The sequence below is a fragment of the Mesorhizobium sp. WSM4833 genome, from assembly GCF_055811095.1.
Genome location: NZ_JBVVQG010000007.1, coordinates 218268 through 234278 on the forward strand (window position 1 = coordinate 218268; position 16011 = coordinate 234278).

The following is a 16011-nucleotide window of genomic DNA, read 5'->3' on the forward strand; positions in this document are numbered from 1 at the left end:
ATGGTAGGTTCCGCAATCAGCCCGATCCAGCTGCCACGGATCAATCAACCACCAGCACCGGTTCTCGAAGGCAGAGTGCACGTGCGGTCATTGCGCGAATATGTCGAGCCGGCCACCGCGTCGCACCAACTCTTCGTGATTCTGGCAAGGCGAAAATGGTCTATTGTTGCCTTCGCTGTGTTGGGCGGGCTGCTGGCGGGGTTGCTGGGAAGTCTTCGCCCGGTTCTCTACGAAGCAACTACTCAGCTTATCATCGACGCCCCATCGCGCGGTTCACTGCCCGTCGGCGCCCCGTCTTCGCAGGACCTCGTCGATTCAAGCATAGATGACCACATCACGATGCTATCGTCGCAAGACCATCTGCGCCGCGTCATGGCGGCACTGCGCAAGACAGGTGCGGCTGAAATCGGACAGGACAATTCCGCTAGCGGGAATTCCCGGCTTGAGCCGTCTGCCATCCCTCCCCCGAGGACACGCTCGCTTGCCGGTGGTCTACTGGACCGACTGTGGCCAGGAGCGGACAAAACAATCAGCGATTCACAGGCCGAGGATGCCTCCGAATTGAGAGCCTTGCGGCAAGGAATGCGGGTCGGGCAGGAGCTGCGATCGAGAGTAGTCTCCGTCGCTTTCGCCGATGACAGTCCCGCGCGGGCGGCGCTCGTGGCCAACACATTCGCTCAGGTCTATGTCGACAATCTGATAAGGAGAAGGCAGGCATCCGACCAGCAAGAACTCGATGCGATCACCACCAGCCTGCCCAGGCTGCAAAACGATCTGCAGGCAGCGGCCGACCGCCTTGAGAAATATCGGTTGAGCCACGGAGCCATCGACCAAGGCTCGGCGGACAATGCAGCCAGGGAACGGGCCGACCTCAGCCAGCAATTGTCGATGTCAAACGCAGATCTCGCCGCTGTGGAAACTCGGCTGCGACATGTTCAGGAGCTTCGAGCGCAGGGGGCTTCTTTCGTCTCCGTGGCCGAAGCCATTGGCGGGCCTGAACTTGCCGATCTCGCGGCTCGACAGGCTCGCGCGCCTGCGGACCAAGAACTCAGAAACCTGACCGAAAGCAAGGTCGAACAAGGCATCGACAAGATTGCTGCGGACGCAAACATTTTCCGTGCCCAGATCGCCACTCTTGAGAGCCGGAAGGCCATTTTGGATGCGGTCATGGCCGACACCGCCAGCCGGCTTTCCGGGTTGCGGGTTCTCGAGCCGCAGGTCAGTTTGCTGACCCAGCGATACAACGAACTTCTTGGCCGGCAACAGGATTTGACGCGGCGTATCGGAGTTCCCTCGGCTGGAATTTCCATCCTATCGGCGGCATGGCCGCCGACCATCCCGCAGACCTTGCCCGCCATCTTCCTTGTTCCACCCGGGATGATTGTGTTCGCTATACTGGGCGCGATTTTCGTCACGATGCGCAATCACTTCGATCGGACTTTCCGCGGTGAGACCGAGGCGGAAGCGGTGCTCAATGTTCCATGTATGGGGCAGATTCCCGAAGCAGGCAGGGTGCATGCCAAACGACTGCGAACCCTTGTCCTGGGCGAGCGCAGCTCCGCCTATAGCCGCGCCGTGACGTCGTTGCTGATTGCTGCGGCGCCCAATGCGCTGAGGGCTCGTTCGTCGTACACGGCGCTTGTCACCTCCAGCGTCCCGGAGGATGGGGGGACCGAGCTCGCATGGAGTCTGGCGCTGGCCGGCACGCGGATGGGCGGTCGCGTTCTCTTGATCGATCTTGAACGCAAGGGCGTTCAACTCACGCTCGAGTTCCTGCATCAGTTCAGCGAGCGCAAGAGCCGCCATTCCTTCGCTGACTATGTCTGCAATCGCAGCAACCTGGAAAACGCCGTGGCCAATCTGCATGAAATCGGCATCGACGTGATGACCGCTGCTCCGTCGGACGATCTGCTGGCGGTGTTGTCCTGCGAGGATGGGGGCAAAGTGATGGCGGATCTGCACTTGACCTATCGCATCGTCATCATAAACCTGCCGTCGGCGCTCGGGCGGCCGGAAGCCAAATTTCTGGCTGGATGGGCTGATGCGGTGCTTTTTGCCGTCCGATGGAGGAAAACGCCACGTACCCTCGCTCGCGGGGTGCTGGAACTCCTTCAGGGCAACGGTTCTCTTGCGGTACCCGTCGGCAGCGTCCTCACGCAAGTGAACTTGAAAAAACATGCCGGATATCGGCTCGAGGATAGCGCCGACCTCTTGCGCGAGCAGATAGCATGACCAAGCACAGGCTCGTCCTTGGGCCGCGGACGATCCGGGGGCGGTTTATCCAGGGAGCGGCCCGGACGATTCAGGGTGCAGCCTGTCCGCAGAGCGCGTCATTCAGGTGAATGATGGCAAGGTTCGGTGTGCATCGTAGGCTGCGGCAATCCCCGATATTTGCCTCCCTCGGAAGCGCGAACCGATGGCACTGAGCGACCTTCTGAGACCCAAGATGGTTCCCGCGGCCGACACAGCCATCATCGCTGTTCGGCCGAGCACGATCGGTTCGATCATTCGTGCAGCTGGTGAAGTGTCGGCGATGGCAATTGTCGGCCAACTCACCCTTCTTGCTGCGATTCCGGTCTTGGCGCGGCTCTATTCGCCTGCGGATTTCGGCATCTTTACGATTTATCTGTCGATTGTGAACATACTCGCCGGGGTCGCAGCATTGCGCTTCGAGGCGTCACTCTATGGGGTTAAGGGGAGCGCCCAGGCCTATGTGACGGTCAAGCTTATCCTTTTGGCTGTGTTCGTGACCACCGTCCTGGCCTTTTCGGCCGGACAGATGCTGTCGAACCTTGCTCCCAACCGCCTCGGCTCGCTTGCCTGGCTCATTCCGATCGGAATGGGAGGCGCAGGTCTGGTCGAAGCCATGAACTGCTGGAGCCTGCGTGCTGGGCTTTTGCGCGACTTTGCCCTTGGGCGGCTGATCCTGCCGGCGAGCATGGCTGCACTGCAATTGGTTTTCGGCATTGCCAACCTTGGCGGCGAAGCGATGATCCATGCCCATATTTTGAGCCAGTTCGTCTTTATCGGGTATATCGGTTATCGGGTGACGAGCTGGGAGGATTTGCGCGGCATCGCCCGGGCACCTTGGCGTGCGGTGTTCGAAAAGGCCCGGCGGGAATACAAATTTCCTCTGTTCGATATCCCCGCAACACTCGCGAGCATAGCGATCAACAATCTTCCGGCAGTTCTTGTCGGTGGGCTGTTCGGCACCGCATTTGCCGGATATTTGGGCGTGGCAACGCGCCTGGTTACCGGTCCAGTGACGCTGATCGCTTCACCGCTCAGCAATGTTTTTGTCGCCGAAGCAAACCAGAACAACAATCGTGGACACCTGCTTGGCGTGGCACGCGGGCTTCTCCTGCTGGCTGCCGGCTTTACCGCGGTGCCGATATTGCTGCTTGGACTCGCCGCGCCCTATGTGGTCGTTCCGCTCCTGGGCGAGCCTTGGATGCCCACTGCGGAAATCATGACCGCACTGGCGCTGATGGGCGCGGCACAAGCGTTGTCGACTCCGCTTAGCGACGTTCCCGCTCTGCTACGGCGGCAAGGAACAAGACTGGTCATCGACCTCGCACGAGCAGTTCTCGTGTTTGGCCCGCTGCTCGCCGGCGCCCAGGCGGGCTGGCAGCCAGTCACCGTCATCTATTTCATGGCCGCCGGCGGCGCGTCGGGTTTCGCTCTGAAAATGGCAGCATCGCTGTATTTGTTGACCCACGACCCTCAACCAGCAGGCGCTGCAACGTGCATCCAACATGAATGTCTCGAGGAAAAAACACCATGAATTCGTCGTCGGTTGACAATCTTCAAGCGGCAGTTGCGGTCACCCAGCATGACCGTGCCGATGTCTCATGGTCACGCCCTTTTATCTCTGTCGGGATACCAACCTTTCGCCGGCCCGATACGATCCGCAGGGCGATCGACAGCGTCCTGGGTCAGGATTACTCCGATTGGGAGTTGGTCGTGAGCGACGACGAGGGACCGGAGGGCGAGACCTGGGCTATCGTGACCGACTATGCACGAAGCGAACCTCGCATCCGCATCATCGAGAACAGCCGAGGTCGCGGTCAGGTGGAGAACACCAACAACGCTATGCTGGCTTGCTCTGGACGGTGGATCAAGTTGCTGCACGACGATGACTGGCTTGCGCCAGGTGCACTCAGGACATTCGCCGAAGTTGCCAAACAGCACCCGTCGGTCGCCTTCATGACGTCTGCCGCAAACATAATCGAGGACAAGCGAGTGAGATTTCGCCAGGTCCCCAAGGAGCAGGAAGCGATCTCCCTTTATTCCAGCCAGCAGTGCCTGATGGACCTCTATCTGGTGCGCGCGACACGCTGCCTGGGGATCATTCCATCCACATTGCTGATCAACAGCGACGTCATTCGTGCCGGCTGCTTGATGCGCACGCACAAAGAGATTCCGGCCGGAGTGGATCAACTGTTCTTCGTCGATCTAGCCAGCCATGGGGACATGGTGGCGATAAGCGATCCGCTTACCTTTTATGATGCAACGAGCCATCCAAGCATTACCACGTCAAAGAGTTTCCGCGAGGTCGACGAAGTGACTCTCGCCGTCAAGCAGCTTAACTGGAATCTCATCAAAGACCGCAACCATCTCCCGCCTCCCGAGACATTGCTGCGGGCGCTGCGGGTTGCTCGTATTCCCATGCGGTTCCACCAGCAGTCCTGGTTGACTACGTTCCTGGATGGGATTCAGATCTTCCGGCCTTCCGTCATGAAGGTGGCGGGCTGGCACGTGCTTAATCACGTGTTTGCAATCCGCCCAAGATTGGGCCGGGTGCGCACGCGACGGCGGTAAGGTGAGGCTGGCCGACAAGCACATCAGCGACAGATTGCGCGCACAAGCCTGTTGTGCGCGCGCATGGTAAAGGCGTTTGCCTCACGGCAAAACGCATATGCGCCCAAGAAGAGCTACCAGTTCCGCCTGTCGCCGTGTTTCGGTCTTGGCGAACAGCGACGCCAGCTGCGACCTTATCGTGGTCCGGCTCAAGCGCCGCTTGCGGGCTATTTCCAAAGGGGCATCGCCCTGCGCCAAGCGCAGTGCGAGCTGCGTTTCGGCACTCGTCAGACCAAACATTCTTTGCAGCGTCTGGGGATTTGGCCCGGACCTGTTTTCACGATCCAGCAGCGCCACGATGCTTGTCGCGTCAGGCGTTGCTATGCCCTTCTCGTTCAATATCAGGGGCCTGTCGCCCATGCCTCGGATCACCACCCATGAAAGCGTGCCAGGAGAAAAATTGCCCGGCACGTTTGCGATCAGCCGTCTCAGCGCAGCAAATACCTTGCTGGCCGTATCGGCTGCCTCGCCTTCGCGCTCCAAGGTGTTTTGAGCGGCTGAATTCCACTCCATGACCTTCCTGTCGCTGTTCAGGATCAGGTAGCCACAACCGATGCGATCAAGCATTCTCACAACAGATGCAAGGCTGCTCTGCCGTGGCTCGACAGCAACGCTGTCGAACCGTTGTGGTGCTTGATGCCAAGCGGAAGCATGGTCACCTTGCGTTCTCAAGGCGGAGACAGGCTTTCCCCCGAAACTTCCATATTGGCGACCAAGAATTCCATCATCTTGCCTACCAACCAGTGCCATTTTCTTACCTCCCGCAAAACGGCAACGCCTCCCAGTCAAAAGGAGGTGCCTTAAACATGTCAGTCAGGTCGCTTGGAGAGTAGCGGTCCGATCCGCCCCCGACATCGGACAAAATGCGCGCTACAATCCCGGGGAACAATCCTGCGGTCGGACTAGTCTGTACGCTTTTCGGTCTAATCTCGACGGACTAGTCAGAAGGTTATAGTCTGGCACATGCGTTTGCATTCGCTCAGTTTGCATCCGAACAGCTCAGGCAAGTTGCTGACCCGCCTTGCCTCGATGTCGCTCCTGATAGCGACACTTGCAGTCGAGACAGCGCTGCCGACCTCTGTGGCATACGACATCGGCTTTTTTGAGTTTGTTCCCGCCATTATTGCCATCTCATATCTCGAAGATCGCATGATCGCTCTTGCGGCAACATTTGTGATGGTTGCCGTCGGCTTGTTGACGCGGGATGTCCTGCACCATCCAATCGATGTCGGCCTTTGGGTTCAAGCCATTCTGCTGCTGGTTGCAGGGGGGATGATCGCCCTGACTTTCCACCGGCAGAGGCAGGACTACCGCACCCTTTTGCAGGTTGCGGAGGCTAGACTCGCGGCCTTGGAAGCAACCGAAAACAGGTATCGCTGGGCATTCGAACGTGCCGCCATTGGCTTTGCCAACATGAATGAGAACGGAGAGTTGCAACGGTCCAACAAGCGTCTTTGTGAGATGACAGGGTATGTCGAGGAGGAGCTTTCAAGTCTGCCGCTCAGCGCACTCGTCCACCCCGACGACAACCACACCTTGGCGGAAGCGTTGACTCGCCTGAAAGACACGACTTCGTTCGGCTCGGAGATCCGTCTCCTGAGAAGAGACGGCACGATTTTGTGGACAAGATTGGCCCTGTCTTTGGCCGTGCCAGCCGATGCTCTCCCTCAAAGCATTTTTGTAGTGGTGGACGACATATCGGGAGAGCGAACCGCCCGCGAGGCACTCCGGGCTCAGAAGGAATGGTTGGACCTGGCGCTATCGTCAAGCCGGTTGGGAACATGGCGCATAGATTTCGAGAGCGGGTCCGTGAAGGGCTCAGCCGCGTTCTGGGAAATGATGGGGCTGGCACCCGCGCCGAGCCGTCCATTGCAGGAATTGACTGCGGTCGTTCACCCGGCCGACTTGCCTAATCTGATGGCCCCGGGAGAGCTTGCATCAGGCGCCGACTATGACGCTGAGATCCGCATCAGGCGAACTGGCGGACATATCCGCTGGATTGCTCTTCGGGGACGGGACGAATTGCGCGACGGTCGTGCACAGCGAATAGGAGTCGCCGCGGATCTCACCGATCGGCGCATAACCATTCTGCTGCGGGCTGCGGCGAAGAAGCGAGAGCGGGCCATGCTTGAACAGCGCCATAGGCTCAACAATCTGTTTCCGGTGATCACGGCGCTTGTGAATATGGTTGGTGCCCCCGACAATGATATCGCCAGCTATAAGCAGACACTGATCGAAAAGATCGGCGCACTCCAGGCGACGCATCTGCTTCTTTCACGCGATGGCAGCCTGTCGGCTTCCCTGCGTGACCTCATCGTTCAGGAATTGCAGCCCTATATGGGGACGCATGACATTTCGATCAGTGGACCCGAAATAAAAATGGCTGAGGGTTCGGCTGAGAGCTTCGCAATGATCGTTCACGAGCTTACGACCAATTCCGTGAAGCATGGGGCTCTCGGCACTCCGGCAGGACGGATCGAGGTCGTGTGGCAATTCGTGGCCCAGGAGCCCGGCGCCGACATAGTGTTTGAATGGTCGGAATCGGGAGAGCGCCGGGTCTCCACCTCGGCTCGGCGTGGTTTTGGGTCGTTGATTATCGGAGCCGACGGTGAGCCTATCGTGGGCCACTCTTCCAAGCTTGAGATGCTGGATCACGGACTGAAATATTCGGTCCGGCTGCCGCCAAAAGCAATCGGCGCTAGTTGATGTCCCTGGCGGCCCATGTCTTCAGCAAAACCGCGGCTTCCGTCCGGTTTCGTGCCCCAAGTTCGCGCAGGACGGCAGCCGCATGAATCTTCGTCGTCGCTTCTGCAATTTCAAGAGAACGGGCAATCTCTTTGTTCGAGTAACCTTCAGCCATCAACCTGAGGACTTCCTTCTGTCTGGACGTAAGCCTGCCCAGATTGTTGACGCTGATGGTCCTGTGGGGCATTTGCGTGGGAGCCTCGGATGGAAGGCGCACCGACTCCTTGGACCTTTGTGAAAGAAGTGCCGGAACGTAAATGCGGCCAGCCAGGATTTCGTTCACCGCCAGGACCACCTCCTCGTCCGTTTGGGACTTTACGATATAGCCATGAAGTCCAATCGAGAGGGCAGTTAGAATCTCGGCGCGTGAATCGGTCCCTGAGACAATTGCAAACCGTGTGTCGGGATGAGCCGGTAAGACGTCGCGAAGGTCGTCCTGACCGGACAGTCCCGGCATGTTCAGGTCGATGATGGCGAGATCAACAGGCGCCTGATCTTCAAGCAAGCTTATGACGGTATCAAAACACGCCGCTTCGAATATTTCCAAGTCTGGAATGCCGGCCATCAAAGCCAGTCGCAGCCCACGACGATACAAGCCGTGATCATCGGCGATGATAATACGATACATGAACCACCCACCTTTTGGCAGCCCGCATGTGTCCCTAGCTGCCGAAACCTCCCTTTGGATGGACTGTACGGTGACCCAACACAGATCAGCCGCCCGCTGATCCCCCGTATGTCGACGCTCGCCGCCGCCCATCGGCACATTTCAACCTTCTAATATAGCTTACAATCGCACACATTTCAGGGCCAGATGTTGAAGTGTTTTTTTCGTACGAACGGTAGCGATGCCCTTCCGAGAAGGTCGTTGCCGGCGCCGGACATGTGGACAGTTCCCAGCTCTGATCGCCCTGCCGCGCCCATGCGCTGCCAACTGGAATATTGAATCAAAAGGCCGGGAAAGTGCCATTCAAATGCACGACGACGCCTTCTCAAGCGCCACTTACCATCGCTGCACTCCGGAGAGGCAAAACCAACACTGGCGTACCTTCCGGCCGGGTGGGTTGGACCCATCACACCGCGACAGTCGTATCAATAGGAGGACGAGATGAAAGCGGTCATTCAGTGCGGTGGAATGGGAACACGCCTTCGGCCTTTCACATCCATATTGCCCAAGCCTCTCATGCCGATCGGTGCTCGACCGGTTCTTGAATTGCTTTTGAAGTGGCTGCGGCGGAACGGCATTCAGGAAGTCTACGTCACGACCGGCTATCTGGGGCACTTGATCCGCACCGTATGCGGGGACGGATCCCAGTGGAATCTAAGGATACGCTACACCCAGGAACTGGAACCTCTCGGCACCATTGGCCCGCTCTCCCTGATCAGGGAGGAACTGGACGAGCCGTTCATTGTTCTCAATGGGGACGTACTTACCGATCTCAGTCTCAGCCGGTTTGTGGCATCACACCGCACACACACGGATCCAGTCACCATAGCCACCGCATCCCGCGTCATCAAGATGGACTTCGGCGTCATCGACGAGGTCGACAATACCGTTCAAGTATTTCGTGAAAAACCGACGCTATCCCATTTGGTAAGCATGGGGATATATTGCATGAATCCAGACGTTTTTCGTTTTATACCTGACGGCATCGCCTTCGGATTCGACGATCTCATGCTGCAGATGATGCAAAACGGCACGAATGTGCACGTCTACAAACATGACGGGCTTTGGCTGGATATCGGACGCGTTGAAGATTTTCAAAACGCACAAACCATTGCCTGGGAAGAGCAGTCCGCATCGATCGAGGTCTCGGCAGCGGCCGCTTGAGGGCTGAACGCTCGACCACGCCAACATGAGGAGGTCGTAATGCTCTTGGTCAGCGCTCCTATTCTTGGCTTTCCGGAAAAGGCGGCCTTGGCCAAAGTTGTCGACAGTGGCTGGCTGACGATGGGGGACCAGGTACGAGCCTTTGAAGAGGCCTTCGCGGCCGTGCATGATGCGGTCGATTGCGTTGCCGTCAGCTCTTGCACCGCCGCCCTGCATCTCATTCTCCATGCACTTGGGATCGGTCCCGGAGACGAAGTTCTGGTTCCCTCGCTGACCTTCGTGGCGACCGCGAATGCAGTGCTCTACGTAGGAGCAACACCGGTATTCGTCGACATAGAGTCGGCCGAAGTGCCACTGATGTCCCTAAGCGACGCGGAAGCCAAGTGCACCGGACGCACAAAGGCCGTCATTCTCGTCCACTTTGCCGGCTACCTCGCCGACCGGGAAGAATGGCAGAGATTTGCCCGTGTGCGAGGACTGCATATCGTCGAGGATGCCGCGCATGCTCCCGGCCTTAAGGAGGTGGGGACTTACGGTGCGGCCGCGGCCTTTAGCTTCTACGGCAACAAGAACATGACCACCGCGGAAGGTGGGGCCGTAATCGCCCGGGATGCACAGCTCCGTGAAGCGATCCGCCAGGCGCGCGGACATGGGATGACCAGCGGCACACATCAGCGGCTGAACAGCCGCACGCCGCAATACGATGTGACGATGCTCGGTTTCAATTACCGCATGGATGAATTGCGCGCCGCTATTGGCTTGGTCCAGCTTCAGAACCTGCAGGAATGGAATGAAATCCGGCGCATATTGGTCGTCCTCTATCGACGTCTGATCGCAGACTATTGCTCGGCTGTGACAGTTCCGTTCTGCAAACCACGGACCTCGGCCTATCACATCATGCCTGTCCTCCTGCCACATGACGTCGACCGGCAAACGGTGATCGACCATCTGCGAACGAAGGGAATACAGACCACAATCCACTATACGCCCGTGCACCAGATGACGCTCTATCGCCAAATGTTCACTGAAATCCATCTGCCGAAGACCGAGGATTTCGCGCAGCGGGAGTTGACGATTCCACTACATCCGCAAATTACGGCAAGTGCGATCGAGTCGGTGGTTGTTGCGTTGGCCACCGCGATTGAAAGCAGCGGGCGCGCGGGAGCCGCGGCATGAACGCACTCGACGTGACGATGCATCGGCCCGCCGTAGCTGGCACCAGCCACGGAATTGCCAGGCGCGCGATGGATATCATCCTCGCCGCAGCAGCGGGAATGGCACTCGCTCCGCTGATGCTACTGATTGCTGTCGCACTCTTTGTCGAGGGTGGTTGGCCCGTGCTTTTCGCACAGACGCGCCTGGGTGCCGGCGCAAAACCGTTTCGCATGTACAAGTTCCGCAAATTCAAGACAACAGCCGATCCTTTCGGCCTTGCGCTGACCATGAACGATGACAGCCGGATGACGCGGATAGGCCGTTTTCTCGCGGCAACGAAACTTGATGAGTTGCCGCAACTGTGGAACGTTTTTACGGGAGACATGGCAATTGTGGGCCCGCGGCCGGAAAGCCTTGCCTTCGCCGATTGTTTCCGCGGCGGCAATGAAGCCGTCCTGCAGTGGAAGCCTGGCCTGCTCGGCCCGACCCAGGTTCTCTTCCGTCACGAAGCCTGTTTTTACCCGCCATCCCTTGATCCGCTCCTGTTTTATCGAGAGGTCCTGTTCCCGGCCAAGGCAACGATCGACCTCGCCTACTATCCGCGGCGCACGATTGCATCGGACCTCGTCTGGATAATGCGAGGCTTCAGGGCGGTTTTCGGCGTGTCCCTGCCTCCCGCGGCAAGTGGGTAGAGTTGGAAAGTGAGGAGAGTTTGGCATGAATGGATTGTTGTTCGTTCGCCAGTTTGACAGCTCACACGATCAAAGGAGTGCGCAGTCGTGAGCTATCACGGCAGGAAGGTCCTGGTCACGGGTGCGGATGGATTTATCGGATCCCACCTCACGGAAGCGCTGGTGCACGAAGGCGCCGATGTCACGGCACTGGCCCTCTACAACTCGTTCGACAGCCATGGCTGGCTGGACGATTTACCCGACCACGTTCGAGGCCAACTGCAATGCATTCGCGGGGATGTTCGTGACAGCGCGTTCATCAACCGGATCGTGCGCGGCCAGGCGGCGGTGTTTCACCTGGCTGCGCTGATTGCGATTCCCTACTCCTACGCGGCTGCCCAATCCTATGTGGAAACCAATGTGCTGGGCACCGTGAATGTCCTCGAAGCGGCACGCCACTGGGAAACCGAACGCATTGTGCATACGTCCACGAGCGAGGTTTATGGCACCGCTCTGACCATGCCGATCGACGAATCCCACCCGCTGCAGGGACAGTCCCCCTACTCTGCATCCAAGATCGGCGCAGACATGATGGCGGCGTCCTATGCCAGGTCCTTCGATGTGCCGGTGGTCATCCTGCGACCGTTCAATACATACGGGCCGCGCCAGAGCGAGCGGGCCATCGTGCCGACCATCATAAGGCAGGCTCTGGACGAGAACTGTCCGGCGATCATGGTCGGAGACACCAGCCCTATCCGCGACCTTACCTTTGTGGAGGACACTGCGGCGGCATTTGTGGCGGCAGGGGCGGCCGAGCTTGAATTTGGCCATGCCTACAATGCAGGCAGCCAGCGCGCCGTCAGTGTCTCGGACGTTTTGGAGTTGGTGCTCGAGTTGAGTGGCACCAGGAAACCAGTTCGTCGAGATGAAAGCCGGATGCGGCCGCAAAACTCCGAGGTTCGCGCGTTGCTCGCCGATTCCTCGAACCTTGAAAGTAAAGTCGGATGGCGGGCACATACGAGCTTGCGTGATGGTCTGGAAAAGACCATCGAGTGGTGGCGCTCGCGCCTCAGCGAAGGCCGCGTCCGACGCGAAATGAGCTACATGACATGACCTTTCCGCGGCTCATACCAGCTTTGCTGTTGATGGCCGCTCTGCTGGCGCTGCACACAGCCGGAAACCGGCCGAGCGGTGCGGCAGGCACGGAGCCGGCAATGGATCTGCCCGCTTATCTGAAACCTGCAACTGATCCGGCGACAGGGATTCGCTTTACTCGGATCACCCAGCCCGGAGCGCTTGGCAGCGGAATTGTCTGCGGCAAAATATATTGCAGTCATCGCTACTCGAGCGCGCAAGCCTGGAATGCGGATCAGAGCCTCCTCGTCCTCATGAACGGCTGCAACGGCATGTGTTTCCTCGACGGGAAAACCTACCTCCCTTTGTTTCATCGCAACAAGTCGGGTGAGTGCGAATGGCGCCCTCGAAACGCGGAGATGATGATCTGTGTCGATGGTCAAAAGATTTCGAACTGGGCGCCCCGCACCAATCGTGAGGACATAGTGTATTCCGCAACGAAATATCGGGATCTCGAATTCGGCCCGTCCAAGGGAAATCCTAGTCGTGACGGCAACCGCATTGCCGTACGCGCGACCCGCAATGATGGAGCTGCTGTCGTTTTCGCATACGACATCGACCGGCGTCTGAAATACCCGGACATCGATCTCGCCCAGGTTGCCGGAACGACCAGTTCCTGCACCATTTCTCCGCTCGGAGAGAACATCCTGTGTTTCCAAAATCTGGTCGACGGCACCGAACAGCGAGCCATTTTCGCAGTCGACGGCACCCTGCGCCAAACGTGGAAGGATCATCATCGGCCCGGCCATGGCGATTTGACTCTCGATGCGGATGGCAGCGAAATTTACGTCGGAACCAGCAAATCCGCTCCGGACAAATATCAGGTGATCAAGCGTCGGCTGTCCGATGGAAAGGTCACGTCGCTCACGAAGTACGGTGAGGCCGAGCATACGTCGCTGCGTGCTTTGGACAGGCCCGAATGGGCATTTATAAGTTACGGGGGCAATCCCGATGAGGTTCGGAGCCACCCGGACTGGGCGCCATACACGCGCGAAGTGATCGCGCTGCGTGTCGACGGTCGTCAGGAGGTCCGACGCATCGTGCAGACGCGAAACGCTCCGTTCGACTATTGGAGCGAGACACATGCCTCACCCTCCCCTGATGGGTCGCAAGTGATCTGGTCGAGCAATTGGGGGGTGCCTGGTGGGCCGGTCTACGAATTCGTCGCCCATCTCGATTGGCCGCAGCAGCCGGGCCTGAATTAAAGGGAGATTGCCATCGATGGCCTTCGTTAGCCGAATTTTCTTTGCAGCCCTTGCCGGCTGCCTGGCCCTGGATATCGCAGCCGCGGCTGAAGCGCCGGTGGCCTATAAGCTGTCGCCCGGCGATACGGTGGAGATAGGAATAGCCTCCATAGCGGAGCGAACGCAACGCGCGATCGTGCAAATGGATGGCTCGATCGCGCTGCCCGAGTTCGGGATGATCCCGGTTGGCGGGCTGACGCCGGCCGAATTGCAGACGCGAATGGAGGCGGTGCTGCCAACCAAGATAGTCCATCAGCGCCTACCTGATGGACGGGAGCAAATGATCGTCATCAAGCCGAGCGACGTCACGGCCGTGATCGCGGAGTACCGTCCGATCTATGTGACTGGCGATGTGCTGACACCAGGGCAGCAGACTTACCGGCCACTCATGACTGTCCGACAGGCAATTGCCGTCGCCGGCGGTTTCAGTCTCCTGCGGTCTCGGGCAAGCCAAAGCGGACCTGATCCCGTTGATCTGCGACGCGACTACGAGTCGATCTGGGGGGACTACATCAGGGACTACTTTCATGGCGCGCGCATCCGCGCCGAACTTCAGAACCAGGCAGAATTTGACATGCAACCGCCGCAAGGCTCGCCCCTGTCGAACGCATTGATATCGGCGGTCGCGCAGGCGGAAGCGGAGGGCCTCAAGATTTCGCTGAACAATTTTCAGCAGGAGCAAAGCTATCTCGACAAGACCGCCAAGGATGCCGAGGCTCAGGTCGAGGTTCTGCTCAAGCGCGAGCAGACGGAAGCGGCCGCGGTGAAACAGGATGAGGACGATCTTGCGCGGGTCACCAAATCGTTCGAATCGGGCAACCTGACCAACAGCAGGCTCGCCGACGTCAGACGTGCCGTGCTGATGTCGTCGAGCCGGGCGCTCGAGACCTCGGTCGAACTGATGAGAACGCGGCGCCAGCAGGAAGACTCCGTCAGGCAGCAGGAACGCAATGAAAATCAAAGAAGGATCGGCCTTCTGAACGAATTGAGGGACACCGACCTTCGCCTCGCCGAGACCACTGCAAGGCTCCACGCAGCCAGCCAGAAGCTTCAGCCATCAGGGGCGTCCGCGCTTCCACTGCCCGTCGCCGGCGAAACCTTTCAGGCGCGGATCACAATAACCGGCGGGGCCGGCGACGCGTCGAGAGGTCGACCGGTCGACCAGGACACCGAGGTTGCGCCTGGAGACACCATCGAGGTGAGGTTCAGCAGCGAACTGCAGAGCGCGGCGATCCAGTAGTTGCGCGGACGTGAACCGAGCCGGGAACGACGTTGCTGATGGCTCGCCCACGGCATGAAGACCGGGCGCCTGAGAAATCAACATGGGGAAATCAAGAAAGCGGGTTTGCCGTGATTGGTGAAATAGATGTCGCCAGCGCCTACAGCACCGGCCGCACCGACTTCATGGGGCTGAAGTTGGTTGTCGCGCCCGGCGTGCTCGTCCCTCGCCCGGAGACGGAACTGCTCGGCAGCACCGCCCTCAATGTCCTTCGTGAACTTAACAGGCCGGTACCGCGTGTCGTGGACATGTGCTGCGGGGCGGGCAATCTCGCCTGCGCCATTGGATACAAGGTCCCCACCGCGCGCGTCTGGGCGAGCGATCTCACTGACAGCTGCGTCGAAACCACCTGCCGGAACGTTGCCCATCTTGGCCTGGCCGGACGCATTTCGGTGCTACAGGGCGACCTCTTCAATTCCTTCTCGGGTCTGGAACTCGAAGGTACGATCGATCTGGTCGTCTGCAACCCGCCTTACATCTCGGAGAAGCGGCTCGAAAACGACCGCGCGCATCTGATGGAACTTGAACCCCGTGAGGCGTTCGCTGCCGGGCCTTACGGCCTGAGCATTCATATGCGGGTGATCAAGGAGGCGCAGCACTATCTGCGGCAAGGTGGCATGCTGCTTTTCGAGGTCGGGCTTGGCCAGGACCGGCAGGTCATGAGTTTGGTTGAGCGTTCCAAAGCCTATGAGAGCATTCGCACGGTTGCGAACAAAGCCGGTGAAGCCAGGGTGGTTTGTGCACGGGCCAAAGCGTCAGCGTGAGCCGCGCCATGGGTTTGCACGCTCGGTTGGGACGACGCCCTCAAGCCGTAGCCCGGCGATCAGTTTTCCTTGCTGACCACGTAACGTGCAATTCCCTGGATGGAATCGAAATTCTCCGGCAGAAGTTCACTGTCCTCGACAGTGATGCCGAATGTCTCCTCGACGAATCCGATAACTTCAAGCACTCCAGTCGAGTCTATGATGCCCTGATCGAGCAACGACGTTTCAACTTCCAGCGCACGCGGGTCGGCTACGTAGAAGTTTGACGCCAGAAAGGCGCGGATTTGATCGCTGTAGGTGTCAATTCTGTTGTTCGTGCTCAGCATTG

General features: G+C 58.8%; 14 protein-coding genes. 11 read left to right on the forward strand and 3 right to left on the reverse strand.

Annotated elements, in window-relative coordinates:
* The 3 genes from AC0L2D_RS16275 to AC0L2D_RS16285 all read left to right on the forward strand — a co-directional run bounded on the left by AC0L2D_RS16275 (position 1) and on the right by AC0L2D_RS16285 (position 4821).
* Entirely contained in the window at positions 1-2232 is a 2232-nt protein-coding gene (locus tag AC0L2D_RS16275; protein WP_473541540.1) for a GumC family protein, read from the forward strand.
* Positions 2233-2416: 184 nt separating this feature from the next.
* Complete coding sequence (locus AC0L2D_RS16280) at positions 2417-3784, forward strand: oligosaccharide flippase family protein (RefSeq protein WP_013533110.1); 1368 nt, start codon at positions 2417-2419, stop codon at positions 3782-3784.
* Entirely contained in the window at positions 3781-4821 is a 1041-nt protein-coding gene (locus AC0L2D_RS16285; protein WP_024502430.1) for a glycosyltransferase family 2 protein, read from the forward strand. Before AC0L2D_RS16280 ends, AC0L2D_RS16285 begins: the two co-directional genes overlap by 4 nt.
* 81 nt (positions 4822-4902) lie before the next feature.
* Here AC0L2D_RS16285 and AC0L2D_RS16290 read toward each other — a convergent pair whose 3' ends face one another.
* Positions 4903-5610, reverse strand: a complete 708-nt coding sequence (locus tag AC0L2D_RS16290) for a helix-turn-helix transcriptional regulator (protein ID WP_024502429.1) — start codon at positions 5608-5610, stop codon at positions 4903-4905.
* Positions 5611-5823: 213 nt separating this feature from the next.
* On the opposite strand from AC0L2D_RS16290, the gene AC0L2D_RS16295 reads away from it, so the two are divergent.
* Positions 5824-7566, forward strand: a complete 1743-nt coding sequence (locus tag AC0L2D_RS16295; RefSeq protein WP_024502428.1) for a PAS domain-containing protein — start codon at positions 5824-5826, stop codon at positions 7564-7566.
* Here the strand turns inward: AC0L2D_RS16295 and AC0L2D_RS16300 are convergent.
* Positions 7559-8233: a LuxR C-terminal-related transcriptional regulator gene (locus AC0L2D_RS16300; protein ID WP_013533114.1), complete on the reverse strand. Its 675-nt coding sequence runs from the start codon at positions 8231-8233 to the stop codon at positions 7559-7561. The genes AC0L2D_RS16295 and AC0L2D_RS16300 overlap by 8 nt on opposite strands.
* A 480-nt stretch (positions 8234-8713) precedes the next feature.
* On the opposite strand from AC0L2D_RS16300, the gene AC0L2D_RS16305 reads away from it, so the two are divergent.
* The 7 genes from AC0L2D_RS16305 (at position 8714) to AC0L2D_RS16335 (ending at position 15683) form a co-directional block, all read left to right on the forward strand.
* Positions 8714-9436: a nucleotidyltransferase family protein gene (locus tag AC0L2D_RS16305; RefSeq protein ID WP_013533115.1), complete on the forward strand. Its 723-nt coding sequence runs from the start codon at positions 8714-8716 to the stop codon at positions 9434-9436.
* 39 nt (positions 9437-9475) lie between these two features.
* Positions 9476-10612, forward strand: coding sequence for a DegT/DnrJ/EryC1/StrS family aminotransferase (locus AC0L2D_RS16310; protein WP_013533116.1), 1137 nt, complete (start codon positions 9476-9478; stop codon positions 10610-10612).
* A complete protein-coding gene (locus AC0L2D_RS16315; RefSeq protein ID WP_013533117.1) occupies positions 10609-11283 on the forward strand; it encodes a sugar transferase in 675 nt (224 codons plus the stop codon). Before AC0L2D_RS16310 ends, AC0L2D_RS16315 begins: the two co-directional genes overlap by 4 nt.
* An 87-nt stretch (positions 11284-11370) precedes the next feature.
* Positions 11371-12375, forward strand: a complete 1005-nt coding sequence (locus tag AC0L2D_RS16320; RefSeq protein WP_024502427.1) for an SDR family NAD(P)-dependent oxidoreductase — start codon at positions 11371-11373, stop codon at positions 12373-12375.
* Complete coding sequence (locus AC0L2D_RS16325) at positions 12372-13601, forward strand: hypothetical protein (protein ID WP_473541541.1); 1230 nt, start codon at positions 12372-12374, stop codon at positions 13599-13601. Before AC0L2D_RS16320 ends, AC0L2D_RS16325 begins: the two co-directional genes overlap by 4 nt.
* A 16-nt stretch (positions 13602-13617) precedes the next feature.
* Complete coding sequence (locus tag AC0L2D_RS16330; RefSeq protein WP_063167489.1) at positions 13618-14880, forward strand: polysaccharide biosynthesis/export family protein; 1263 nt, start codon at positions 13618-13620, stop codon at positions 14878-14880.
* 110 nt (positions 14881-14990) lie between these two features.
* Positions 14991-15683, forward strand: a complete 693-nt coding sequence (locus AC0L2D_RS16335; protein ID WP_164753432.1) for a N5-glutamine methyltransferase family protein — start codon at positions 14991-14993, stop codon at positions 15681-15683.
* A gap of 59 nt (positions 15684-15742) precedes the next feature.
* Here AC0L2D_RS16335 and AC0L2D_RS16340 read toward each other — a convergent pair whose 3' ends face one another.
* Positions 15743-16009 carry an acyl carrier protein gene (locus AC0L2D_RS16340; RefSeq protein WP_013533122.1) on the reverse strand — a complete coding sequence of 89 codons (267 nt, stop codon included), beginning with the start codon at positions 16007-16009 and terminating at the stop codon, positions 15743-15745.
* Positions 16010-16011: the final 2 nt, after the last annotated feature.

Coding starts and splice junctions, on each gene's coding strand:
- AC0L2D_RS16275 (WP_473541540.1), top strand. CDS start 1: ATGGTAGGTTCCGCAATCAGCCCGATCCAGCTGCCACGGATCAATCAA.
- AC0L2D_RS16280 (WP_013533110.1), top strand. CDS start 2,417: ATGGCACTGAGCGACCTTCTGAGACCCAAGATGGTTCCCGCGGCCGAC.
- AC0L2D_RS16285 (WP_024502430.1), top strand. CDS start 3,781: ATGAATTCGTCGTCGGTTGACAATCTTCAAGCGGCAGTTGCGGTCACC.
- AC0L2D_RS16290 (WP_024502429.1), bottom strand. CDS start 5,610: ATGGCACTGGTTGGTAGGCAAGATGATGGAATTCTTGGTCGCCAATAT.
- AC0L2D_RS16295 (WP_024502428.1), top strand. CDS start 5,824: ATGCGTTTGCATTCGCTCAGTTTGCATCCGAACAGCTCAGGCAAGTTG.
- AC0L2D_RS16300 (WP_013533114.1), bottom strand. CDS start 8,233: ATGTATCGTATTATCATCGCCGATGATCACGGCTTGTATCGTCGTGGG.
- AC0L2D_RS16305 (WP_013533115.1), top strand. CDS start 8,714: ATGAAAGCGGTCATTCAGTGCGGTGGAATGGGAACACGCCTTCGGCCT.
- AC0L2D_RS16310 (WP_013533116.1), top strand. CDS start 9,476: ATGCTCTTGGTCAGCGCTCCTATTCTTGGCTTTCCGGAAAAGGCGGCC.
- AC0L2D_RS16315 (WP_013533117.1), top strand. CDS start 10,609: ATGAACGCACTCGACGTGACGATGCATCGGCCCGCCGTAGCTGGCACC.
- AC0L2D_RS16325 (WP_473541541.1), top strand. CDS start 12,372: ATGACCTTTCCGCGGCTCATACCAGCTTTGCTGTTGATGGCCGCTCTG.
- AC0L2D_RS16330 (WP_063167489.1), top strand. CDS start 13,618: ATGGCCTTCGTTAGCCGAATTTTCTTTGCAGCCCTTGCCGGCTGCCTG.
- AC0L2D_RS16340 (WP_013533122.1), bottom strand. CDS start 16,009: ATGCTGAGCACGAACAACAGAATTGACACCTACAGCGATCAAATCCGC.